The organism is Variovorax rhizosphaerae, from assembly GCF_037889975.1.
In the GTDB taxonomy this organism is placed as follows: domain Bacteria; phylum Pseudomonadota; class Gammaproteobacteria; order Burkholderiales; family Burkholderiaceae_C; genus Variovorax; species Variovorax rhizosphaerae.
In genome coordinates this window covers 63,229-86,157 of record NZ_JBBKZT010000026.1, presented here as the reverse complement: position 1 = coordinate 86,157, position 22,929 = coordinate 63,229, and the positions used below count along the sequence as shown (strand labels likewise).

Annotated in this window: 24 protein-coding genes; 17 read left to right on the top strand and 7 right to left on the bottom strand. The window is 63.1% G+C overall.

The annotated features are described in order from the left end of the window. Positions 1-134: 134 nt before the first annotated feature. The 5 genes from WKW82_RS34335 to WKW82_RS34315 all read left to right on the top strand — a co-directional run bounded on the left by WKW82_RS34335 (position 135) and on the right by WKW82_RS34315 (position 3,966). The gene (locus WKW82_RS34335; protein ID WP_422823657.1) at positions 135-878 is read left to right on the top strand and encodes a DUF2345 domain-containing protein; all 744 of its coding nucleotides are present in this window, start codon (positions 135-137) and stop codon (positions 876-878) included. 3 nt (positions 879-881) lie between these two features. Then, complete coding sequence (locus WKW82_RS34330; RefSeq protein WP_340347507.1) at positions 882-2,810, top strand: LysM peptidoglycan-binding domain-containing protein; 1,929 nt, start codon at positions 882-884, stop codon at positions 2,808-2,810. After that, positions 2,782-3,060, top strand: coding sequence for a hypothetical protein (locus WKW82_RS34325; protein ID WP_340347505.1), 279 nt, complete (start codon positions 2,782-2,784; stop codon positions 3,058-3,060). Before WKW82_RS34330 ends, WKW82_RS34325 begins: the two co-directional genes overlap by 29 nt. Beyond that, on the top strand, positions 3,057-3,350 hold the full coding sequence (locus tag WKW82_RS34320) for a hypothetical protein (protein WP_340347503.1): 294 nt from the start codon (positions 3,057-3,059) through the stop codon (positions 3,348-3,350). Before WKW82_RS34325 ends, WKW82_RS34320 begins: the two co-directional genes overlap by 4 nt. Before the next feature lie 118 nt (positions 3,351-3,468). Further along, a complete protein-coding gene (locus WKW82_RS34315) occupies positions 3,469-3,966 on the top strand; it encodes a pentapeptide repeat-containing protein (RefSeq protein WP_340347502.1) in 498 nt (165 codons plus the stop codon). 73 nt (positions 3,967-4,039) lie between these two features. Here the strand turns inward: WKW82_RS34315 and WKW82_RS34310 are convergent, their stop codons facing one another. The 3 genes from WKW82_RS34310 to WKW82_RS34300 all read right to left on the bottom strand — a co-directional run bounded on the left by WKW82_RS34310 (position 4,040) and on the right by WKW82_RS34300 (position 6,533). Further along, on the bottom strand, positions 4,040-5,023 hold the full coding sequence (locus tag WKW82_RS34310) for a YheT family hydrolase (protein ID WP_340347501.1): 984 nt from the start codon (positions 5,021-5,023) through the stop codon (positions 4,040-4,042). Beyond that, entirely contained in the window at positions 5,023-5,472 is a 450-nt protein-coding gene (locus WKW82_RS34305; protein WP_340347499.1) for a YybH family protein, read from the bottom strand. Before WKW82_RS34305 ends, WKW82_RS34310 begins: the two co-directional genes overlap by 1 nt. A gap of 296 nt (positions 5,473-5,768) precedes the next feature. After that, positions 5,769-6,533: a hypothetical protein gene (locus tag WKW82_RS34300; protein WP_340347498.1), complete on the bottom strand. Its 765-nt coding sequence runs from the start codon at positions 6,531-6,533 to the stop codon at positions 5,769-5,771. Positions 6,534-6,581: 48 nt separating this feature from the next. On the opposite strand from WKW82_RS34300, the gene WKW82_RS34295 reads away from it, so the two are divergent. The 4 genes from WKW82_RS34295 (at position 6,582) to WKW82_RS34280 (ending at position 9,343) form a co-directional block, all read left to right on the top strand. Then, positions 6,582-7,169: a LemA family protein gene (locus tag WKW82_RS34295; RefSeq protein WP_340347496.1), complete on the top strand. Its 588-nt coding sequence runs from the start codon at positions 6,582-6,584 to the stop codon at positions 7,167-7,169. 133 nt (positions 7,170-7,302) lie between these two features. Beyond that, the gene (locus WKW82_RS34290) at positions 7,303-8,253 is read left to right on the top strand and encodes a TPM domain-containing protein (protein ID WP_340347495.1); all 951 of its coding nucleotides are present in this window, start codon (positions 7,303-7,305) and stop codon (positions 8,251-8,253) included. 2 nt (positions 8,254-8,255) lie between these two features. Next, the gene (locus tag WKW82_RS34285; protein WP_340347493.1) at positions 8,256-8,774 is read left to right on the top strand and encodes a TPM domain-containing protein; all 519 of its coding nucleotides are present in this window, start codon (positions 8,256-8,258) and stop codon (positions 8,772-8,774) included. Further along, positions 8,771-9,343 carry a nucleotidyltransferase family protein gene (locus tag WKW82_RS34280; RefSeq protein ID WP_422823656.1) on the top strand — a complete coding sequence of 191 codons (573 nt, stop codon included), beginning with the start codon at positions 8,771-8,773 and terminating at the stop codon, positions 9,341-9,343. The genes WKW82_RS34285 and WKW82_RS34280 overlap by 4 nt, the downstream gene beginning before the upstream one ends. A 1,021-nt stretch (positions 9,344-10,364) precedes the next feature. Here the strand turns inward: WKW82_RS34280 and WKW82_RS34275 are convergent. Next, positions 10,365-11,024 carry a dihydrofolate reductase family protein gene (locus WKW82_RS34275; RefSeq protein ID WP_340347492.1) on the bottom strand — a complete coding sequence of 220 codons (660 nt, stop codon included), beginning with the start codon at positions 11,022-11,024 and terminating at the stop codon, positions 10,365-10,367. Positions 11,025-11,165: 141 nt separating this feature from the next. Further along, positions 11,166-12,155 carry a magnesium/cobalt transporter CorA gene (gene corA / locus WKW82_RS34270; protein WP_340347490.1) on the bottom strand — a complete coding sequence of 330 codons (990 nt, stop codon included), beginning with the start codon at positions 12,153-12,155 and terminating at the stop codon, positions 11,166-11,168. A gap of 276 nt (positions 12,156-12,431) precedes the next feature. Here corA and WKW82_RS34265 point away from each other — a divergent pair, with 276 nt between their 5' ends. The 4 genes from WKW82_RS34265 (at position 12,432) to hprK (ending at position 16,855) form a co-directional block, all read left to right on the top strand. Next, a complete protein-coding gene (locus WKW82_RS34265) occupies positions 12,432-14,522 on the top strand; it encodes an ATP-dependent helicase (protein WP_340347489.1) in 2,091 nt (696 codons plus the stop codon). A 317-nt stretch (positions 14,523-14,839) separates the two neighbouring features. Beyond that, the gene (hpf, locus tag WKW82_RS34260; RefSeq protein WP_213956108.1) at positions 14,840-15,169 is read left to right on the top strand and encodes a ribosome hibernation-promoting factor, HPF/YfiA family; all 330 of its coding nucleotides are present in this window, start codon (positions 14,840-14,842) and stop codon (positions 15,167-15,169) included. 118 nt (positions 15,170-15,287) lie between these two features. Next, entirely contained in the window at positions 15,288-15,755 is a 468-nt protein-coding gene (locus WKW82_RS34255; protein ID WP_340347487.1) for a PTS sugar transporter subunit IIA, read from the top strand. Positions 15,756-15,898: 143 nt separating this feature from the next. After that, a complete protein-coding gene (hprK, locus tag WKW82_RS34250) occupies positions 15,899-16,855 on the top strand; it encodes an HPr(Ser) kinase/phosphatase (protein WP_340347485.1) in 957 nt (318 codons plus the stop codon). 156 nt (positions 16,856-17,011) lie between these two features. On the opposite strand, the gene fur is transcribed toward hprK, so the two are convergent. After that, entirely contained in the window at positions 17,012-17,431 is a 420-nt protein-coding gene (gene fur / locus WKW82_RS34245) for a ferric iron uptake transcriptional regulator (protein ID WP_340337785.1), read from the bottom strand. 86 nt (positions 17,432-17,517) lie between these two features. On the opposite strand from fur, the gene WKW82_RS34240 reads away from it, so the two are divergent. The 4 genes from WKW82_RS34240 (at position 17,518) to WKW82_RS34225 (ending at position 20,214) form a co-directional block, all read left to right on the top strand. Beyond that, positions 17,518-18,072 (top strand): outer membrane protein assembly factor BamE, encoded by a 555-nt coding sequence (locus tag WKW82_RS34240; RefSeq protein ID WP_340347483.1) that lies wholly within the window; start codon positions 17,518-17,520, stop codon positions 18,070-18,072. After that, on the top strand, positions 18,072-18,872 hold the full coding sequence (dapB, locus tag WKW82_RS34235; protein ID WP_340347481.1) for a 4-hydroxy-tetrahydrodipicolinate reductase: 801 nt from the start codon (positions 18,072-18,074) through the stop codon (positions 18,870-18,872). Before WKW82_RS34240 ends, dapB begins: the two co-directional genes overlap by 1 nt. Before the next feature lie 25 nt (positions 18,873-18,897). Further along, on the top strand, positions 18,898-19,590 hold the full coding sequence (locus WKW82_RS34230) for a MotA/TolQ/ExbB proton channel family protein (protein ID WP_340347480.1): 693 nt from the start codon (positions 18,898-18,900) through the stop codon (positions 19,588-19,590). A gap of 168 nt (positions 19,591-19,758) precedes the next feature. Further along, the gene (locus WKW82_RS34225) at positions 19,759-20,214 is read left to right on the top strand and encodes an ExbD/TolR family protein (RefSeq protein WP_340347478.1); all 456 of its coding nucleotides are present in this window, start codon (positions 19,759-19,761) and stop codon (positions 20,212-20,214) included. Between the two features lie 209 nt (positions 20,215-20,423). On the opposite strand, the gene WKW82_RS34220 is transcribed toward WKW82_RS34225, so the two are convergent. After that, positions 20,424-22,898: a glycogen/starch/alpha-glucan phosphorylase gene (locus tag WKW82_RS34220; protein ID WP_340347476.1), complete on the bottom strand. Its 2,475-nt coding sequence runs from the start codon at positions 22,896-22,898 to the stop codon at positions 20,424-20,426. Between the last annotated feature and the right edge of the window lie 31 nt (positions 22,899-22,929).

Here is a 22,929-nt window from a genome sequence, read left to right as displayed (position 1 = left end):
CCTCAAATCAGCAAAAAACGGCTTCAGAACTCACCGATCAATGCACGATGTGAAACGGTACTCTCGCCGCAGAGCATGGCTCAAGTTGACGCGGAGTATTTCAGCAGCCTGTTAGCGCCGGTAAGAGCTTCCTCGTGAGCGCAAAGGAAGCCGTGCGCATGTTTGCCTACAAATCCGGGATGAAATTAGTTGCGGCTAGCTCGGATATCGACATTACCGCGCTGAAAGACAGCATCAATGTTCTGGCCAAACTCAACATTACCCACACTGCCAACAAAATCACAATTACCGCAAAGGATGAGGTAGTGATCAATGGGGGAAGCAGCTACTCGAAATGGAACGCTTCGGGCATCGAGCATGGTACTAATGGTGTCTGGCGGGAACATGCCTCCGTCCACAGCTTAGTGGGGCCAATGAATATCGAAAAGCGGTCTCGTATGGAGGAGGCGAGCCAGAACGACAAATATAGCGTTCGGTTTGCGGCTCTGGGTAGCGACGACTTGTTCAATCACGTTGGAATGGCGGGACTTCCATACAAAATTCTTGGCGAGAACAAGATGGTTATAGCAGAAGGATCCATTCCAAAGGACGGCCGCTTGCCCCGCGTCACCTTCGACATGCCGGATGAAGCGATACTCATCCTTGGTGAAGATGGGTGGGAACTCAAACCATTACCTGGGATGACACCATCGCTATCAAACGATACGCTGATGACGCAAGACGACATCCCACCCGAAACCGGAGATGCCGACGCCGAGCAGCTTCGTTATCTCGAGACATCCAAATACGTCCGAGAAACACAATCTTCATCAAAAGGGCTATTTCTTTCGGAAGCTGCTATTTTGTCTTTTCTTGAGGATCATTGGAGCGGGGAGTAGCGCATGTCAAAATTTATCGCAGCAACCTATCATAAAAACATCGAAGTAGCAGAATTTGTGTGCGACGACGGTCGACGATGTCTTCGATTGGGCGGCAGATTGCCCTGGCGAATATTCAACCCAGGCGACATAAAGGCGAGAATGATAGACGGGAAGCCTGCACCCAAGAAGGCCAAGGGATTTATTGGGTTTGCAGAAAATAGGTCTGGCAATACTTTTCTGATATTTCCGGACGAGGCAACTGGTCGAACGGAATTGAAGGCAAACCTAAATAGAATGCATGGCGACAAAAATATACCCGAACTGATCCCAGTATACGCCCCGCCAAATGAAAACGACACAGACAAGTATGTCAATGATCTGCTCGCATTAAGCGGGATCGCGGCCAACAAGAAAATCAAAGACTGTTCTGACGCGGAGCTGGAAAAAATAATCGACAGCATCGCCGCAATTGAGGGTTACAACAGCAAGCCTGAAACAAGGCGAGAGATTTGGGTAACTGTTTTCAACATTTCCGCAACCAACGGCAGCCAACCGATGGCTGACGAAGAAATAATTCTGAATATCAACGAGAAGAAGCAAGTTTTGAAATCCGACCCGGAAGGGCGCTTCCCTCCGGTTATCCTCTCGCCCGGCAACTCACAAGCGAAAATCGAGGCAAGGAATGAAAAAACAAACAACTCGATTCAGATCGGAATAATCAGTGGAAATAAGAGTCAAGATTATAGCCTCTTAGCGAAGCATCAGAAATGGCGAGGGGTTGCTGGATCAGAGAAACCTGCTCTTGATTCGAAGCCAAAAGAGTCCACGCAGGTCCGATACGTGGTTCAGCCAGGCGATTCTTTAGGGAAAATTGCAAGCTTGTATCGCACAACGGTTGAAGCCATCAAAAATGCCAACAATCTCAAATCGGACATGATCTTTCCCGCAGAGGTTTTGCTGATTGGCGGGGGTGAGATGCCCCCAGTGAAGCGACTGCCAGCGCGCCCTCCAGCAACTACTGCCAAATCACCGGCGCCGGCACCGTCCCCTTCCCCGGGAGTTCCCCAAGGTGCAAGTACAGAGCGTCCCGTTTCCGTAGAAGCCCCGAACGATGCAAGGGATGACGAGCCTATCGAGAAAAGGCCAGGAAGCGACGCACACGTTGTATTTCCCGAAACCCCAAGCGCCACACGTTCAACCGATTCGGTCCGTTCAAAAGAAGGCGGCGGAAAGTTGCTCGCATTGCTCAACCCCTATCCAAAGCGCGCGCCGTGGATGCCAATAGCATTGGAAGAGTTGCGCACTTACGCAAGCGTTCCTGAGTCTGAATTGGAGAAAGTCAGAAACTACCACACAAAAATCGGGGACGGAATCAAAGGCATGGTAGGAACAAATAACGCGTGGTGCGCGGCATTTGCAAATTGGGTGTTGAAGGAGGCTGGGTACCCCATCGAGAATATTGGCTTTCTAGATCGCAGAGTTGCGATAGCCCGCGCGCATGGATTCTACGAATTACACGGCCCAAAATCGGACTCGAAAGACAAAGTCGCATCCCTCGTGCGCAACCCCCTTTACGCTGAAATTGACTCACCTATATTTGGCGCAATATCCATTGTTTTCAAAGGATCGCATGGACATCATGTCGGCTTCGCATATGCAAGATCTGGAGAACGCCTAATCTTACTGGGCGGAAATCAGGCGGGGGCGTATATCACATTCTCACCATTCAACATGAAGGCTACGCCGTCTCGCAAGAAGAAAAATAGCGCAGGCGCTGAAGTTTTCGTGAAGGGAAACCCAAGCCATTTGCGGTATTTTGTACCAACATCCTATTATGAGCAGGCAAAAAAAGAGCTATCCGACCCAAAACTCGAAGAAATGTCAAGCGACATTTTGAACAAAACGTTTGGAGTAAGATTCGATGAAAAAAATGAAGCCGATACAAGATAGACAGATATCCCTTACGAAGCTTTATACATTTCTGTTTTTTGTCTCTTTTGGATCTCTGGCTCTTTCGCCAACGGCATCAGCCGGAGCTCCTGCAGGACCGTACATAGTTTGGTTCAATCTCGATGAGCCGAATGACAAATTTGGCATCGATAATGGCGTGCGGGCCTTCTTAAAAGAGGATGAATTTCACTGTGATGGCCGCTGGTACCGACACAGTTCAATTTTATTTATGAAAAAAAACCCGCCTTGATCACTCACAGTCTTGTCCGCTCGGCTTTCATTAAGCACGATCCATCATCCACAACCAAACTAAATGGAATTCTAAAAAGTCATAGAGACTTGGAAAACGGAGTCGACGAGGGGATGGACGGAATCATTGTGTATGGAAGTGAAGGCGGCGCGAAAATGATGAGCCTAACCACGGGCAAACCAAATGTCTCTTCATTTGATCTACCCGCCAATAAAGGACACCCTCCAAGCAATTCAGATATTGAACTGGCGTTTTGCCATCTGCTTCCACCCATAACCCGACAGCCCTGATTGCCCGCGCAGTTTTTTGGCATTTTCATATTTACTCTGCATGCTCGCGAGTCCATCGAACGGACTTGGCAAGAAAATTCTCTACGCGCACGGTTCACGGTCAATAGTAGACATCTAGATGTCCTCCCAAATAATCATTCACAAACACGATCTCTGGCGCAAAGGCATCGGAGGGGCGCCGGCAGGTCTTATTGGACAAAGCGACAGCAACCACTACGCTGGCCTAGACCTCAACCTCGCGCAGTTCGCCAGCACAACCTTCACGGGCAGCAGTTTCACCGCCACCACCTTCAAGCAGGCCGGCTGGACCGCTTGCCGGTTCACCGGGTGCACCTTCACCGGCTGTGACTTTGAGGGCATTTCCATTTCGGACTGCACCTTCGACAACTGCACGTTCGCGCAGTCGCAGTTCAAGGGCACCCGGTTCACTGCCAGTAAGTTCAACAACTGCCAGTGGAACGGGCTGAATTTCGACGGCGGCTATTGGTCGCAGGTCGATGTGCTTGGCTGCACCGGCACCACAGTGCAGGCCGACAGCCTGCGCGGTGAGCACGTGGACTTCACCGGCAGCTACTTTGAAAATCTCGAGTTCAGGAACGCCAGCATCAACAACTGATCTGCCACAGCCGATCGCCTCGCGTTTCAAGGATCAGGCCGGCTCCGTCGCGGCACCTGTCGCGCAGCAAACATCACTGCGCCCGCAGCCACTCCCCCACCGCCTGCGGCATCGTCTGCACATGCCCCGGCGGCAACCCGCCCGGAAAGCCGACATGCCCACCATGCGCCGGTTGCCAGAGCGTGACCTTGTCACCCACTTCGCCCGGGCGCGGCAGGCTGTCGGCAGGCACGAAGGGATCATTGGCGGCGTTGACCACCAGCGCCGGGATGCGGATGGTCGACAGGTGCGGCTTGGCAGAGCCGCGTCGCCAGTAGTCCTCGGTGTCCTTGAAACCGTGCAGCGGCGCGGTGAAGACGTTGTCGAAGGTGTAGAGGTCGCGGGCCGCCATCAGCGCTTCGCGGTCGAACAGGCCGGGGTGCTGTTCGAGCTTGGCCAGCGCCTTGGGCTTCATGGTCGAGAGGAACATGCGCGTGTAGACCAGCTTGTTGAAGCCTCGGCCAATGGCGCGTCCGCCCGCGGCCAGGTCGAGCGGCGAAGACACCGCCGCCACGGCCCGTACGATTCGGCTGGCGGTGTGGCCCGCCTCCTCCGCCCAGCGCAGCAGCGCATTGCCGCCGAGCGAGACACCTGCCGCATACAGGTCACCACCGCCCGCGGCATCGTGCATCGCGCGAAGGCGACCGAGGATCCATCCGATCTCCTCGAAATCACCCGAGTGATAAGCACGCGGCCCCAGGTTCAGCTCCCCGCTGCAACCGCGGAAGTGCGGCACCGCGAAGGCCATGCCGCGCGCGGCAGCGAACGCGGCAAACGCCTCCGCGTAATGGCTGCGCGACGAGCCTTCGAGCCCGTGGAACAGCACCAGCATCGGCTGACCCTTCACCGCCCGACCCTGGTCCAGGAAGTCCACATCGACAAAGTCGCCGTCGGGCGTCAACCAGCGCTCGCGCCGATACACCGGCGCGGGGCCTTCGGAGCGACGGCCATACAAGGCGGGCCAGATGGTCTGCAGGTTGCCGCCGGGCAACCAGCGCGGGGCTGCGTAGGTCTGCATCAATGAAGCGTCTGGGGGACTTCGCTCGCGTCCTCGGGCTCGCGGGCGGAACCGGGGCTGGCATGGTGCGCGACCATGCGCCAGCCTTCGGCGGTCTTGTGATAAACGTTGGTGGCCAGAACGTAGGCATGGCGCGGGCCGTCGGGCGTGAGCACCTCGATGCGCTCCAGCACGTTGTGAACCGCGCTGGCCAGCGATTCGACCTTGCGCACATGCGCGGGCGTGGCATGGATGGCGCCGTTGCCGAACATCTGGTCGAAAGCGGCACGGATGGCAACGGGTCCGACCAGGCGCGGACCGCCGGGATGAACGCAGAACACCTCGTCCTCATCGGACCAGCAGGCCATCAGCGCCTCGACATCGCCACGCTGCAGCGATTCGTAGAAAGCGGCCTCGACGTCGTCGGCGGTTCCACTCAGGGCGGCGGCTCGGTGAGGGGTCTTGGGCATGCCTCGATTTTGCCTTGCTCCCCACGACCCGGCCCGTCGGACAGATGGACTTTCCGGGCGTTGATTCACGTTTGATTCACAAAAATCAATGTCCTGCAAAAAATGTCAAGTCTTGCCAGCCCGGCACCTCGGTCCGATCTTGCCGGCCCCCCCAGGGGATCGCATGTTCACCAGGCATCCTCACCCGGACCACCCTTGCCGGGCCAGCCGACTTGGCTGGAGAGCGCAGCAGTGCCCGTGACGATTTGCTTTCTCGATCGACCTGCTGCCGGGGTCGCTTTTCGAAGGGCTGTGATTCAACCTGCCGCGCTGCCCTGCAGCCAGATCCTCACCACGTCGTCGAGGCCGCCCTGCGACGCGCGCCACACCACATCGGAAGACGCCACGTGCACGCCTGGCGGCGCCGTCTGCAAGGCGCGCTCGACAAACGCGGCGACCTTGCTGGCGCGCACCGGCTGTTCGCTGCTGGGCACCATGTAGCGAAAGATCGACAGCATCCAGGCGGCCAGTCGCTCGCCCGGATTCGCGAAGCGCTCCGCCGCCGGCTTCTGCGCCGAACGCACGAGCAGCACGCGCTCGAAGCCCAACCCGACGACGGCATGCTCGTCGAGGCCAGCCAGTCCGCGCTTGAGGGCATCGGGCATGCGGCCTTGGGCATGCGGTTGCACGACGGCGATGGTCTTCACGCCGCAAGCCTTGAGCCAGCGCGCCAGCGCGGGCAGGTCGGCAGGCGCGGGCGTCCACAGCGCGCGTTCGCGATCGTGAAAGAGCCTTGGCGGGTCGAAGGACACCAGCGCCACATCGGCCTCGCACAAGGGCCATTGCGCGATCGGCAACGCGGGCACTTGCAGGGCATCGACGCCACGCAATCCGTCGGTGATCGGCTCCTTCGCAAGCAACAGCAGGCGCGCATGACTTTGCGACCCGGCAAGGCGGTTGAGCAGCTCGTTGCCCAGCGCGCCGGTGGCGCCGGCCAGCAGCAAGGTCGACGATGCAGCGCGCACCGGCGGAGGCACATGGCGCCCCGCGGCTTGTATCGCTTGAAAAGTATCGACCGCCATGGCTTCTATGCTACCGTCGCCGCCTTGTCTTGCAGGAAGGATCGGACGATGAAACGCTGGCTCTTGATGATCACGGTGGCCCTGTCGTTGACGGGCTGCGGCTACAACGATTTCCAGACGCTCGACGAGAGCAGCAAGTCGGCCTGGAGCGAGGTGCTGAACCAGTACCAGCGGCGTGCGGACCTGGTGCCCAACATCGTGGCCAGCGTGAAGGGCGAGGCCAACTTCGAGCAGGACACGCTGACCAAGGTGGTCGAGGCACGGGCCAAGGCCACGTCGATCCAGGTCACGCCCGAGACGCTGAACAACCCCGAGGCCTTCAACAAGTTCCAGCAGGCGCAGGGCGAGTTGTCCGGCGCGTTGTCGCGGCTCATGGTGGTGGCGGAGAAGTATCCGCAGTTGCAGGCCAACCAGGCCTTCCGCGACCTTCGCGTGACGCTGGAGGGCACCGAGAACCGCATCACGGTGGCCCGCAACAATTACATCAAGACGGTGCAGCAGTACAACGTGCTCGCGCGCAGCTTCCCGACCAACATCACGGCGAAGATCTTTGGCTATCCGCCAAAACCGAGCTTCTCGGTCGAGAACGAGGCCGAGATCTCCAAGCCGCCGAAGGTGGACTTCGAGAAGAAATAGGCGCACTCCCCGACCGCGCGCAGAACATGTGACTTCCCTCCAGGCTCCGCGCACCGCGTGCGCTTCCTCCCCTTGCCGGGATCGACACCAGCGGCCCGGCACAGCCGATGCCGCGGTGCGTCCGGAAGGCGCCGTGCCATGGGCCGCGGCGTTGCCGGTGCGCGTGCTGGCGGTCTTCCTGTTGCTGGTGCTGTGGCTCGGCACGGCCTTCGCGCAGAACGTGCTGCCGGTGCCCACGCTCACAGCGCGCGTGATCGACCAAACGGGCACGCTCGATGCCACGCAACGCCAGGTGCTCGAGGCCAAGCTCGCCGATTTCGAGACGAAGAAGGGGTCGCAGATCGTCGTGCTGATGGTGGCGACCACGGCCCCCGAGGACATCGCGAGCTATGCATACCGCGTGGCCAGCACCTGGAAGATCGGCCGCAAGGACGTGGGCGACGGCGTGCTGGTGATCGTCGCCAAGGACGACCGCAAGATGCGCATCGAGGTGGCCAAGGCGCTCGAAGGCGCGGTGCCCGATCTTGCCGCGGCACGCATCATCGACAACGAGATGAAGCCGCGCTTTCGCAACAACGACTTCGCGGGCGGGCTCAGCGCGGCGACCGACCAGCTCATCGCGCGCATCAACGGCGAGGCCTTGCCGGAGCCGACAGTTGCCGGCAGCGGCCAGGGTGACGGCGGCTTTCACGTCGGCGACATGGACTGGGGCGAGCTCGGCATCTTCCTGTTCTTCGGCGTGCTGGTGGTCGGGCGCGTGGCGCGATCGATCCTCGGCAGCAAGCTCGGGCCGCTCGCCACCGGCGTGGGTGCGGGCGTGGTCGCGATGGTGATCACGTCGAGCATCGTGCTGGCGGTGATCGCGGGCATCGTGGCATTGGTGTTCACGCTGATATCGGGTGCGATCGGCTTGCCCGCGCTGGGCGGTGGACGGCGCGGCAGCTTTGGCGGTGGCCTCGGCGGGGGATTCGGCGGTGGGTTCGGAGGCGGCGGCGGGGGATTTGGGGGCGGCTCTTCGGGCGGCGGCTTCAGCTCCGGCGGTGGCGGTGATTTCGGCGGCGGCGGCGCCTCGGGGAACTGGTAGGCATGGCGGATTTCTTCTCCAGGCTCGGGCGCATCTGGCGCCATCGCTGGCTCGACGAGGCACAGGTGCGCCGCGTGCTGCCGGAGGACATGCTGGAGCGGCTGACGCGCCGCGTCGCGGCCAGTGAGCATCGGCACACCGGCGAGATCCGCATCTGCGTCGAGGCCGGCCTGCCGATGTCCTATCTGTGGCGCGATGCGCCGGCACGACAACGCGCGATCATGCTGTTCGGCAAGCTGCGCGTGTGGGACACCGAGCAGAACAACGGCGTGCTGGTCTACCTGCTGCTGGCCGAGCATGCGATCGAGATCGTGGCCGACCGCGGCATCGATGCGCATGTCGACGATGCCGAATGGGCCGCGATGACAGAACGGATGGGCGCGGCCTTTCGCGAACGCCGCTTCGAGGACGGGCTGACGCAGGCGCTGGAGGAAGTTTCGGCCTTGCTGGTCGAACACTTCCCGGCTGCGGCGGACACGCCCTCGCGCAACGAACTGCCCGACGCGCCCGTGATCCTGTGAACGTGCCGGCGCAGCAAGCGGCACGCTTCATCGAGGACGTGCTGCACAACGATCACAACCGCGTCATCCTGGAGCGGATGCCAGCGCTCGCGTTGCTCGATGCGTGGCTGGTGGCAGGCTGCCTGTTCCAGACCGTGTGGAACCTTCGCGCCGGCCGCGCGCCGACGGATGGCATCCGCGACTACGACCTGTTCTATTTCGATGGCAGCGATCTGTCGGAGGAGGCGGAGCAAGCCGTGGGTGAACGTGTGCAACGCCTGTTCGAAGATCGCGGCATCGTGGTCGAGGCGAAGAACCAGGCGCGCGTCCACACCTGGTACGCCGACTGGTTCGGGCATGACTATCCGGCGCTGGGTTGTGCCCGCGACGGCATCGACCGCTTCCTGGTTGCCGGCACCTGCGTGGCGCTGCAACCGGGCCCACGCGGACCGACGCTGTATGCGCCGCACGGACTCGACGCGATCTACGCCGGCGTGCTGGCGCCCAATGCGCTGTGCGACCACCGCACGCTGTACCTGCGCAAGGCAGCGGACTACGCGGCGCGTTGGCCGGGCTTGCGGCTGGCTTGAACCCTGCCCTCGCGAATGCGCGAGAAGTCGACGTCTCCGGGCGCATTCGCGGCACAGCGACATCGACTTGAAGCTGGAAATACGGGAATCGGACTTGACCGTACGCAGAGGGCGCGAAGAAACGCGAAGGACGCAAGAGCCAAGAGCCAAGAGCCAAGAGCCAAGAGCCAAGAGCCAAGAGCCAAGAGCAAAGAGCAAAGAGCAAAGAGCAAAGAGCAAAGAGCAAAGAGCAAAGAGCAAAGAGCAAAGCAGCAAAGCAGCAAAGCAGCAAATCCTTGTATTCCTTTCGCGTCCTCCGCGAAACCTTCTCGTCCTTCGCGTACGGTCAATTCCGCACTCCACCGTCCTTTGAGCACCTGCAGACTCCCACCATGGAAGGCACGGGGCCTGCTCACTGGTTGTTCCCCGGTCCTCTCGTGAGTGTCGTAGCGGCCGCCACGCGCTCCCTTGAACTGGAAGCGTTGGCGCTTGCCGACTTCGCGCCGCCCCTGCCAGAGCGCTGCGCCAACTGCGCGGTGCATTTCGACACGGGTCGCTTGAACTTGCTGTGCTTGGCACTCTGGGGCGGCTGGCAGGTCTGCGCGAAGGCTGGGGCGGTCAAGGCGAACAGCGTACACATGAGCGAGATCGCCAAGGCGATGGCGACGGGAATCCAGCGTCGCTTGAAGACAGGTCTGATCGTTGAATACATGGCCATCGAGGGAATCGTGAAATCGAGGGGCGCCGGGTCGCCGCCTTCCGCGTGCGGAGGTCCGGGTGCGAATGCACCGATGCGTTCTTTGCGTGCGGGGTTGAATCGAACTGCGCGCTGCTGGCACCGGCCGAAAACGCGATCCGGCGCAGCGGAACGGGAAGTGTCCTTTCGTCCGACCCTCCCGACAATGACCAGACCGCGCTTTCGGAAGCGCCCGTCAAAACTTTGGGAAAGCTCGCACACAAGGGGGTGCGGAGGCGTGCAGGCGGCATCGCATGGCGGTCGCGCGCCGGCCGCAGGCGCGGCGCGCGGACGCGCCATGCGGGCTCAAGCGCCGTTGGTGTTGCGCGTCAAGACCCAATGCGTTGCAAGCTCCGAGGCGGCACGTTCAGTGCAGCCATAGCCCAGCGCGCGCAGATCGAGGCCGTGAAAGAGGTGTTCCCCTTGGCCGAGCAGCACCGACGCCACTGCCAGGTGCATCTCGTCGATGAGACCCTCTTGCAGGTACGCGCGGATCACGCTCACCCCGCCACCGACCCGGACGTCGTTGCTTCCGGCCGCCCCCCGGGCACGCGCCAGCGCCTCATGAATGCCCCCCGTGACGAAGTGGAAAGTCGTGCCGCCTTCCATCTCCAGCGGAGGACGCGCATGGTGCGTCAGCACGAACACCGGCACGTGGTACGGCGGCTTGGCGCCCCACCAGCCCTTCCATTCGAGATCGGGCCAAGGTCCCCGGATGGGCCCGAACATGTTCCTGCCAAGGATCCAGGCGCCGAGATTGGCAAAGCCCCTCGCGGCAAAGTCATCATCGACGCCCGTGCTTCCGTCATCGCGTCCGAAGAGCTGGCGCTGGAACGTGCGCGTGGGAAACACCCAGGCGTGCAGTTCGCCGCCGTTGCGGCCCAGCGGGTTGTCCAGGGACTGGTCCGTCCCCGCGCCGTAGCCATCCAGCGAAACGGAAAAACTGGCGACCCTGAGTTTCGACATGTATTGTTTCCTGAGACGCGCCACATAGCGCAAGACGCATCTTGCCCCTTCGTGAAACACCGCGGAACCGGCTTCGCCGGGCCGCTGGTGTTGCCCCCGGGCAGGGGGTGAGAGCCGCAAAGCGGCGACCTGGGGGCGAGCCTAGCTCAACCAGCCCTTGCGCCCGAAATACCACATCGGCACCAGCGCACTCGCCGCCATCATGATCACCACGTACGGATACGACAGCTGCCCCAGGAACTGCAGTTCCGGAAACTGCATGTTCATGCCGTAGATGCTGGCCACCAGCGTCGGCGGCAGCAGCGCCACGCTGGCGACCGAGAAGATCTTGATGATCTTGTTCTGGTTGATGTTGATGAAACCGACGGTTGCATCCATCAGGAAGTTGATCTTGTCAAAGAGGAAGGCCGTGTGGTTGTCCAGCGACTCGATGTCGCGCAGGATCTGCCGCGCCTCCTCGAACTGTTCTGCGCTCAGCATCTTGCTGCGCATCATGAAGCTCACCGCGCGGCGCGTGTCCATCACGTTGCGGCGGATGCGGCTGTTCAGGTCTTCGTGGCGCGCGATCTCGCCGAGCACCTCGCTGGCCAATGCATCGGTCATGTTGCCGCGCAGCACCTTCTCGCTGACCTTCTTCAGGTCGTCGTAAATGTTCTCCAGCGTATCGGCGGAGTATTCGGCGTCGGCGTCGAACAGCTTCAGCAAGACTTCCTTCGCGTCCTCGATCAGTCCCGGCGCGCGCCGCGCGCGCATGCGCACCAGGCGGAACACCGGCACATCCTCGTCATGGATCGAGAACAGCACGCCACGGCTGCGCAACTCGGCGTTGTGCTGGTTCAGGATGAAGGCGACACGCACCGAGCGCGGGTCCTCGCTGTCATCGATCAGGAAGTCGCTGCGAATGTGCAGCTCGCCATTGTCTTCCTCGTAGAAACGGGCCGATTCCTCGATGTCCTCGTCCATCGCGTCCTCGGGAATCGACAGCCCGTAGTACTGCTTTACCCAACGCTTTTCCTCGACCGATGGCGACTCCAGGTCGACCCAGATCGGCTGGAACCGGGACAGCTCTTCCAGCGACTCGATTTCTTCCTGGACGAGTCGCCCGTTGGCGAGCGTGAAGATATTCAGCATGCCGTGGATTATCAGTTGCGCGTCTTGGGTCCAAGTGGCTTTGCCATCTCGACTCAATCCCCCGCGGGGGCGGGCTGGGCGCAGCCCGGCCTGGGGGCTCTTGGGTCTCACGCCACAACATGCGGCGCGGGAGCCTCGCCAGGTCCGATGCAGGAGGCGTGGCAAGTCCTGCTTGCAGGACGGGGCCAGCGCCCAGCGCGAATGCTCGGCGACAGACGAGATCCTGGCCGCGCCCCCGCCTCTTTTGTTGGCTGGATGGATGTACAGTCTCATTCCATGTCGCCGACCGCCGAAGCCCCATCCCTGGCCGCCGAAACGCCTGCACAACGCTTGGCTTCGGTGCTGGCCGTGCTCAATGGCGAGCAACGCGCCGCCGTCACGCATGCCGGCCCCGAGCCGCTGCTGGTCATCGCGGGGGCCGGATCGGGCAAGACCAGCACGCTGGCCCATCGCGTCGCTCACCTGATTGCCAAGGGTGCGGACCCGCAACGCATCCTGCTGCTGACCTTCTCGCGCCGCGCCGCCCAGGAGATGGAGAAACGTGCCGGACAGGTGGTGGCACGCGTGCTGGGCCTGCGCTCCGAGGCCCCGCCGGCCTTGCCCTGGGCCGGCACCTTCCACGGCATCGGCGCGCGCCTGCTGCGCGAACATGCGGCACAGATCGGGCTGGACGAGAACTTCACCATCCACGACCGCGGCGATGCCGAAGACCTCATGGGCCTGGTGCGGCACGAGATCGGCCTGTCCGCCAGCACGCGACGCTTCCCGCGCAAGGGCACCTGCCTCGCCATCTATTCGCGCTGCGTCAACACGCGCGAGCCGCTGGAAGACGTGCTCAAGCACACCTTCCCCTGGTGCGCAGAATGGGCGGCGGAATTCAAGCGCCTGTTCGGCTGCTACGTCGAGGCCAAGCAGCAGCAGAACCTGCTCGACTACGACGACCTGTTGCTGTGCTGGGCCGAGATGATGAGCGAGCCGTCGCTGGCCGAACTCGTCGGCTCGCGCTTCGACCATGTGCTGGTCGACGAATACCAGGACACCAACCGCCTGCAGGCCGCGATCCTGATCGCGCTCAAACCCGATGGCCGCGGCCTCACCGTGGTGGGCGACGACGCGCAGTCCATCTATTCCTTCCGCGGCGCGACGGTGCGCAACATCCTCGACTTCCCGGGCCAGTTCTCGCAGCCGGCGCGCATTGTCACGCTGGAGCGCAACTACCGCTCGACCCAGCCGATCCTCGACGTGTCGAACGCCGTCATCGCGCATGCCGCCGAGCGCCATGCCAAGACCCTTTGGACCGACAAGCCATCCGCCGGGCAGCCGCAGCTGGTGCTGGTGCCTGACGAGGCGCAGCAGGCCAGTTGGGTGTGCGATCGCATCCTCGCGCACCGGGAGGGCGGCCTGGCGCTGAAGTCGCAAGCCGTGCTGTTCCGCACCTCCAGCCACAGCGCCGCGTTGGAACTCGAACTGGCGCGCCGCAACATCCCTTTCGTGAAGTACGGCGGGCTCAAATTCCTGGAAGCAGCCCACGTCAAGGACCTGCTGGCCGTGCTGCGCTTCGTGCAGAACCCGCGCGGCCGAATGGCGGGCTTTCGGGTGACTCAGCTCATTCCGGGCATTGGCCCCGCCACCTCGTCCCGCCTGCTCGACGCCATGGGCGAGGCGGCAGAACCCGCGGCAGTCGTGCGAGATTTTCAGCCGCCTCCGAGCGCTCGCGCGGAATGGCAGCGTTTTGCCGACATTTACGCGGCGTTGCGAGCCCCCGTATTGCCCTGGCCCGCGGATATGGAACTGGCGCTGCGCTGGTACCTGCCTCACCTCGAGCGCTTGCACGACGATGCCGGCGTGCGCCGTGGCGATCTCGAACAATTGGCCCGCTTGGCGTCAGGCTATGCATCGCGTGAAAGTTTCCTTACGGAACTTACGCTCGACCCGCCCGCGGCCACCAGCGACCGTCCCGGCCCGCCCCTGCTCGACGAAGACTATCTGATTCTTTCGACCATCCATTCGGCAAAAGGCCAGGAATGGCGATCGGTGCATGTGCTCAATGTGGTGGATGGCTGCATGCCGGCCGACGTGGCTCAAGGCGCGGCCGAACTGGAGGAGGAACGCCGGTTGCTCTACGTCGCAATGACCCGTGCGCGCGACCATTTGCACCTGGTCGTGCCACACCGGTTCTACGTGACCCAGCAGGCCGCAAGGGCTGACCGCCATGTGTACGCCGGACGTACGCGTTTCATCGATACGGCCGACGCCGCGCGCTTCGATCACGTCACCTGGCCGCCGCCGCCCGAGCGTCCGGTCTTCGTGCCGCCGACAGCCGCTGCCATCGACCTTCGAAACCGCCTTCGCAACGCCTGGCGCTAGCGCCGCTGCGTGGTGGTGGCGCGAAGTGAATAAAAACGCACTACCTCGTTTTGAAACTGTTGGTAACTACCTGCAGCGCGTGCAATCCATCACTGAAATCGGGACATTCCGGGGATTGCAATTCGATGACGCGGGGGGCATAGTGAACCGGACCCCTCGCGGGTTTCTTCAACCACCGCTCTATTCCCATCCCTTCCACACCTCTTTTTCCGCTTCTTTCCCGTCCCTTCCCATCCCCATCCCATGTTGTTCCCGTGGCCCCGTTCTCAGCCGAGGCGAGGTCCTTTTCACCAACGGTCTATCCCAGGAGGTCATTCATGAATCTGACGATCAGCGGTCATCACCTCGACGTCACTCCAGCATTGCGCAGCTATGTCACTAGCAAGCTTGATCGGATCACCCGCCACTTCGACCAGGTGGTCGATGTCAAGGTGCTGCTAACGGTTGAAAAGCAGAAGGAAAAGGAGCGCAGGCAACGGGCCGAGTGCAACATTCATGTGAAGGGCAATGACATGTTCGCCGAGTCGAGCCACGCTGATCTCTATGCTGCCGTCGATGAACTGGTCGACAAGCTGGACCGACAGGTCGTCCGCCACAAGGATCGACTGCAGGACCACCATCACGCGGCGCCCAAGCGCATCATGTAATACTTACTGTTTCGAGCCACTGAACGTGGCTCAGGGCAAACACTCTTGCGGGCCGCCTTCGGGTGGCCCTTTGCTTTTTGCAGGGTCGGTGCATAATCGCCGTCGCCCTGCCCCAAACATGAATCGCCTCGCGTCCATCCTGCCGCCCGCTCAAGTCCTTGTGAGCGTCGACGCTACCAGCAAGAAACGTGCCTTTGAAGAGGCCGGCTTGCTGTTCGAAAACCTCCATGGCCTCGGCCGCGCCCTGATCACCGACAGCCTGTTCGCGCGCGAACGGCTCGGCTCGACCGGGCTCGGACATGGCGTGGCGATACCGCACGGACGCATCAAGGGCCTCAAGGCGCCGATGGCGGCCGTGTTCCAGCTCGCCGATCCGATCGGCTTCGACGCACCGGACGAGCAACCCGTCGTGCTGCTGATCTTCCTTCTCGTGCCGGAAGCGGCCACGCAAAAGCACCTCGAGATCCTCTCCGAGATCGCCGAACTGCTGAGCGATTCCGGCCTGCGCGAGAAGATCAAGTCCAGCACCGATGCCAGCGCACTGCATGCGTTGATCGCCGGCTGGCAGTCCGCGCAAGTCGCCTGACTTTTCGCTCGCTGGGAGGGCTCCGCGACAAAGCGTGTCGCGCCTCCGCGCGCCACCCGATCCATGCCTGCGGCCCCGGGCGGCCAGTTTCACGGTATTCGCTGTATTCTTGGACCGACTGGCAAGAGCGACCCCAATTTCCAATGAAGCACACAGTCATCAGCGCGGACGCGATGTTCGAGGAATTTCGCGGTTCGCTACGCTGGGAGTGGCTGGCGGGACTGGGCGCATCGGAGCGGCAGTTCGAATCGGATGTGATCAGCCGGGCGCAATCGGCCGCCGACCTGGTCGGCTACCTCAACTACATCCACCCGTACCGCGTGCAGATTCTTGGTATGCGCGAGGTGGCTTACCTCACGCGCGGCACCAAGGAAGACTGCGCCCGGCGGATTGCGCGCATCGTCACGCTGGAGCCGCCCATGCTGGTGCTGGCCGACGGCCAGGCCGCACCGGACGAATTGCTGTCGATCTGCGAGCGCGCGCAACTGCCGCTGTTTGCCACGCGCGAGTCCTCGGCCTTCGTGATCGACCTGCTGCGCGCCTACCTGTCCAAGCACTTCGCCGAACGCACCTCGATGCACGGTGTGTTCATGGACATCCTGGGCATGGGCGTGCTGATCACGGGCGAATCAGGGCTCGGAAAGAGCGAGTTGGGCCTGGAACTCATCTCGCGCGGCAACGGGCTCGTGGCCGACGATGCGGTGGATGTGTTTCGCATCAATCAGAACACCATCGAGGGCCGCTGCCCCGAATTGCTGCAGAACCTGCTGGAAGTGCGTGGCATCGGCCTGCTCGACATCCGCGCGATCTTCGGCGAGACGGCGGTGCGGCGACGGATGCGGCTCAAGCTGATCGTGCACCTGGTGCGGCGCGACAGCTTCGAGCGCGACTACGAACGCATGCCGTCGGCGCCGCTGACGCAGGACGTGCTGGGCGTGCCGGTGCGCAAGGTCATCATCCAGGTGGTGGCCGGGCGCAACATCGCCGTGCTGGTGGAGGCGGCGGTGCGCAATTCGATTCTGCAGTTGCGCGGCATCGACACGTATGCCGATTTCGTCGCGCGTCACCACAAGGCGATGGAAAGCGGCCTGGCGGACTGAGGCCTGTTCACGCTGGCAGCGGTTCGCAGCGTCAGGAAGCTAGCGGTCTGTTCCAGGAACACCGCGGAACCGGCTTCGCCGGGCCGCTGATGTTGCCCCCGGTAGGGGGTTGGAGGAGCGACCCACAGGGGCGCGGATCCTGGGGGCGAGCGACAGTTACCTGCGGGCGGTGCAGTCGGCGCAGAGGCCGTAGAGCGACATGGCATGGTCCTGCAGGATCCAGCCCTTGTCCTTGGCGACCATCTGCTGGCGGCGCTCGATCTCGGGGTCGTAGAACTCCTCGACCTTGCCGCATCCGGTGCAGATCAGGTGGTCGTGGTGCTTGCCTTCGTTCAGCTCGTAGACCGCCTTGCCGCTCTCGAAGTGGCTGCGCTCCAGGATGCCGGCCTGCTCGAACTGCGTCAGCACGCGGTACACGGTGGCCAGGCCGATGTCGGAATGCTCGTTGAGCAGCACGCGGAAAACGTCTTCCGCCGTCATGTGCCGCTGCCCGCCGGACTGGAAGATCTCCAGGATCTTCAGGCGCGGGAGCGTGGCCTTGAGGCCGGTGTTCTTCAGTTCTTCGATGTTGGCCATGGTGGTTTCTGTGATGGCCGTGCGGACCGGGTCCGCCGGGGGCCAGCCGCTACAATGGTTCGATCATATCGCTACCCTTTCTCCCCATGCCCGTCATCCCCCTTTGCCGATCGGGCGCGCTGGCCGCTGCTGTGCTGACGTGCCTGAGCCTGGCCGCTTGCAGCAGCGTTGCGGACAGCACGCGCGGCGCGCTCACGGCGGTCACGCCTTACAAGGTCGAAGTGGTGCAGGGCAATTTCGTGTCCAAGGAACAGGTCGGCGCGCTCCGCCCGGGCATGTCCCGCCAGCAGGTGCGCGACATCCTCGGCACCTCGCTGCTCACGGACGTGTTCCATTCCAACCGCTGGGATTACGTCTTCACGATCCGGCGCCAGGGCGTCGAGCCGCAGCAGCGTCGCCTGACGCTGTTCTTCAACGGTGAACTGCTGCAGCGCTTCGAAGGCGACGACATGCCCAGCGAGGAAGAGTTCGTCGCCACGCTCGACACCCGGCGCAAGAGCGGCAAGGTGCCTGAGCTTGAGGTTCCCGAAGACAAGCTCAAGAAGATTGCGCCGGCCGAGCCGGAAAAGCCCGCTGGCGAGGCCGCCAAGCGTCCGCCGCTGCCGGCCAGCTATCCTCCACTCGAATCGACGGGTCGCTGATGCATCGCATTGCCATTGCCGGCGCGTCCGGCCGCATGGGGCGCATGCTGATCGAGGGCGTTCGCGGCGCCGACGACTGCCAGCTTGCCGGTGCGCTCGACATTGCCGCCAGTCCGGCCATCGGCACCGATGCCGGCGCCTTTCTTGGTTTCAACACCGGCGTCCCGATCGTGGCCGAGCTGCGCGAAGGCTTGAACAACGCGCAAGTGCTGATCGACTTCACGCGACCCGAAGGCACGCTGGCGCATCTCGCGGCCTGCCGCGAAGCCGGCGTCCAGGCAGTGATTGGCACCACCGGTTTCAGCGACGCGCAGAAGGCCGAGATCGCCGAATTCGCGAAGGACATTGCCATCGTGCTGGCGCCCAATTTCAGCGTGGGCGTCAACGTCACCTTCAAGCTGCTGGAAATGGCGGCGAAGGCGCTCGCGACGGGCTACGACATCGAGATCATCGAGTCGCACCATCGTCACAAGGTCGATGCGCCTTCGGGGACCGCGCTCAAGATGGGCGAGGTGATTGCCGACGCGCTGGGCCGCGACCTGAAGGACTGCGCCGTGTACGCCCGTGAAGGCATCACCGGCGAGCGCGATCCGTCGACCATCGGCTTTTCCGCGATCCGCGGCGGCGACATCGTCGGCGACCACACCGTGTTGTTTGCCGGCATCGGCGAGCGCATCGAGATCACGCACAAGTCGGCCAGCCGCGCGACCTATGTGCAGGGCAGCCTGCGCGCCGTCCGCTTCCTGGCCGACAAGAAGGCCGGGCTGTTCGACATGTCCGACGTTCTCGGCCTGAAGTGACGCACTTCGGGCCCGCTGTCACCGGATGACCGTCCTCGAGCAGCTGACCCAGGGCGACGGTGTCAGCCGCGGCGTGGCGGCGCTGCTGCTGGCGATGTCCATCGGCAGTTGGGTCGTGATCCTCTGGAAGACCTGGTTCCTGCGCGGCGGCACGCGCGACCTGCTGCGCAGCGTGGCGGCCTTCTGGCAGGCGCACACGCTCGCCGAGGCTTTGAGTCACGTCAAGTCCTTCGACCGCAGCACGCTGGTGTTGCCTTCGGTGTTGGCGTTGCAGGCCATGGCCAGCGCGCCCGCCGCGAAGGGCAGCCTGGGCGCGACTGGCGGGCGCGACGCGCACCTGACGCGGGTGCTGCGGGTGGCATTGCACGGGACGATGCGCCGCGTGTCGGCGGGGCAGATCCTGCTGGCGACCGTCGGGGCGACCGCGCCTTTCGTCGGCTTGCTGGGGACGGTCTGGGGCATCTACCACGCGCTGACGGGCATCTCGCAATCGGGCGCCTTCACCATCGACAAGGTGGCCGGGCCGGTCGGCGAGGCGCTGATCATGACGGCCGCGGGCCTGGCCGTGGCGATCCCGGCCGTGCTGGCCTACAACTGGTTCGGCCGCGTGATCGGGCGCATCGAGGCGGAGCTGGAAGGCTTTGCGCATGACCTCCTGGCGGTGTTCGGCGAGCGGCCCGAGGCGGGGTTGCCGGCTGCCGGAACCATGTTGATCTAGCATGAAGCCCACCCCCGAAGCGCCTGCGGCCCCTCCCCCTCAAGGGGGCGCACCCAGCGGCCCGGCAAAGCCGGTTCCGCGGGTGCCCACGAACAGATTTCCCGCGAGCTCGTTGCCGACAGCGGGGGCTGCAGGCCGCCTTGGGAGCGGCCCGGCGTCGGCCTGAGCATGGCCTTCGGTCGCACCGCCCTCGGCAGCAGCAGCGGAAGCGGCGGTCGCGCCACGGGCGCAGGCGGGCAGCGACCGCTGTCGGACATCAACGTGACGCCGCTGGTGGATGTGATGCTGGTGTTGCTGGTGATCTTCATCATCACGGCGCCGCTGCTGGCCAGTTCGATCCGGCTCGACTTGCCGCAGACCGATGCCGGAAAGCCCAATGACGAGCCGCGCTTCGTGAGCCTGGTGGTGGATGCCAAGGGGGTGGTTTATCTCAACGACGTGCCCATGGACGATGCGCAACTGGCGGCGCGGCTGAAGCAGGCGGCGCTCGAAAATCGCGACACCGAGGTGCAACTGCGCGCGGACACGACCGTGCCTTACGGCAAGGTGGTCCAGCTCATGGGGATTGCGAACCAGGCTGGGTTGAGTCGCATCGGGTTCGTGACGGAAGCGCCTGCGCGCTGATCGCGGGCCAACGCGATGATGACGAAGCGTTGAGCACGATCGAGGTGCCAAGGCTGTCGAATGCGGACAGCCCTACGCAGAGGGCGCGAAGGCTACGCGAATGACGCGAAAGAAAACCAAAGAACTTCCTTCATGGTCTTCTGTCTTTTTCGCGTCCTTCGCGGAACCTTTGCGTCCTTCGCGTACGGCCAAGTCCGATTTCTTCAGCCTCAATCCGCCAGCTGCACCGGCTTCGTCTTCCAGATCTCGTACGAATACTCGGCGATGGTGCGGTCGGACGAGAACGCGCCCATCCCGGCCACGTTGAGGATGGCCATGCGAGTCCAGGCATCGCTGTCGCGGTACAGGGCGTCGACCTTTTCCTGCATCTCGATGTAGCTCGCGTAGTCGGCCAGCAGCAGGTAGTTGTCGCCCCAGTTCACCAGGGTGTCGAAGACCTGCTGGTAGCGCGCCGTTTCCCCGTGCGAGAACGCGCCGTCGCGGATGGCGTCGAGCACGCGCTTGAGTTCGATGTCGTTCTCGTAGTAGCTGCGCGGCTGGTAGCCCTTGGCGCGGATGTCGGCGACCTCGGGCGTGGTGTGGCCGAAGATGAAGATGTTCTCGGCGCCGACGTTCTGCTGCATCTCCACGTTGGCGCCGTCGAGCGTGCCGATGGTCAGCGCGCCGTTGAGCGCGAACTTCATGTTGCCGGTGCCCGAGGCTTCCGTGCCGGCGGTGGAAATCTGCTCGCTCAGGTCGGCGGCCGGGATGATGCATTCGGCCAGGCTCACGCTGTAGTTGGGCAGGAACACCACCTTCAGCAGCTTGCCGATGCGCTCGTCGTTGTTGATCACTGCGCCTACGTCGTTGATGAGGCGGATCACCTGCTTGGCCATCGCGTAGGCCGACGCGGCCTTGCCGGCGAACACCACCAGGCGCGGCACGTGGGGCGCATCGGGCTCGTCGAGGATACGGTGGTAGCGCGTGATGACGTGCAGCACGTTGAGCAACTGGCGCTTGTATTCGTGCATGCGCTTGACCTGCACGTCGAACATGGCGTCGGTGTCGACGACGATGCCCATGTGCTGCTCAATGTAGTTGGCCAAGCGCAGCTTGTTCTCGCGCTTGGCATGGCGGAAGGCGCGCACGAAGGGCGCCTGCGCGGCCATGGGCTTGAGCGCCTGCAACTGGTTCAGGTCGCGCCGCCAGCCGCGTCCGATGCGGGCGTCGAGCAGGCTGGCCAGCGGCGGGTTGGCCTGGGCCAGCCAGCGGCGCGGGGTGACACCGTTGGTCTTGTTGTTGAAGCGCTCCGGAAAGACCCGGTTGAAGTCGGCAAAGATCGACTGCTTCATCAGCTCCGAATGCAGGCCCGACACGCCGTTGATCGAATGGCTGGCCAGCACCGCGACATAGGCCATGCGCACGCGGCGCTCGCCCGATTCGTCGACCAGCGACAGGCGGCGCATCAGTTCCGGGTCGGTGCCGTATTTCTGCGCGATGGTGCCGAGAAAGCGTGCGTTCAGGTCATAGATGATCTGCAGGTGACGCGGCAGGATGCGGCCCATCATCTCGACCGGCCAGGTCTCCAGCGCCTCGTGCATCAGCGTGTGGTTGGTGTAGCTGAAGACCTTCTGCACCTGCTCCCAGGCCGCGTCCCAGGGCAGGTTGTGCTCGTCGAGCAGCAGGCGCATCAGCTCCGGCACGGCCAGCACCGGGTGCGTGTCGTTCAGGTGGATGCTGACCTTTTCGCCGAGCTTGTCGAAGTTGGTGTGGGTGCGCAGGTAGCGGCGCACCAGGTCCTGCACGCTGGCGCTGCAGAAGAAATACTCCTGGTGCAGGCGCAGCTCGCGGCCGGAGGGCGTGGAGTCGTCCGGGTAGAGCACGCGCGAGACGTTCTCGGAGTGGTTCTTGCTCTCCACCGCGGCCATGTAGTTGCCGCGGTTGAAGGCGGAGAGGTCGATCTCTTCCGTGGCCCGCGCCGACCACAGGCGCAGCGTGTTGGTGGCCTGCGTGCCGTAGCCGGGGATGATGGTGTCGTAGGCCACGGCCAGCACGTCGTGCGTGTCGACCCAGTGGGCGGCGCCATAGGGCTCGTCGTGGCCGACGCGCTTCTGCACATGGCCGCCGAAGCGCACGCGGTAGTTCACTTCAGGCCGCTGGAATTCCCACGGGTTGCCCCGCGTGAGCCAGTAGTCGGGCGTCTCGACCTGCTGGCCATCGACGATGCGCTGGCGGAACATGCCGTATTCGTAGCGGATGCCGTAGCCCATGCCGGGCACGCCGAGCGTGGCCATGGAATCGAGGAAACAGGCGGCGAGCCGGCCGAGGCCGCCGTTGCCGAGCGCCGCATCGGGCTCGCGCTCGGTGATGGCCTCGATGTCGACGCCGAAGTCGGCCAGCGCCTGTTTCACCGTGGCATGCAGCTCCAGCGCCAGCAGCGCGTTGGTGAAGGTGCGCCCGATGAGGAATTCCATCGAGAGGTAGTAGACGCGCTTCAGGTCCTGCTTGTAGTTGGCGCGGGTGGTCGCCATCCAGCGCTCGACGAGCTGGTCGCGCACGGCCGCGGCGGTGGCATGCAGCCAGTCGTCCTGGCTGGCCGCGACCGGGTCCTTGCCGACGGTGTAGATCAGCTTGTTGGCCACGGCGCGCTTGAAAGCGGCCACGTCGCGGTCGGGGTGGTCGTAGGCAAATTCTTCGATCGTCATGCGGGGTTCCCTAGAGTCGTCTTTTATCCAA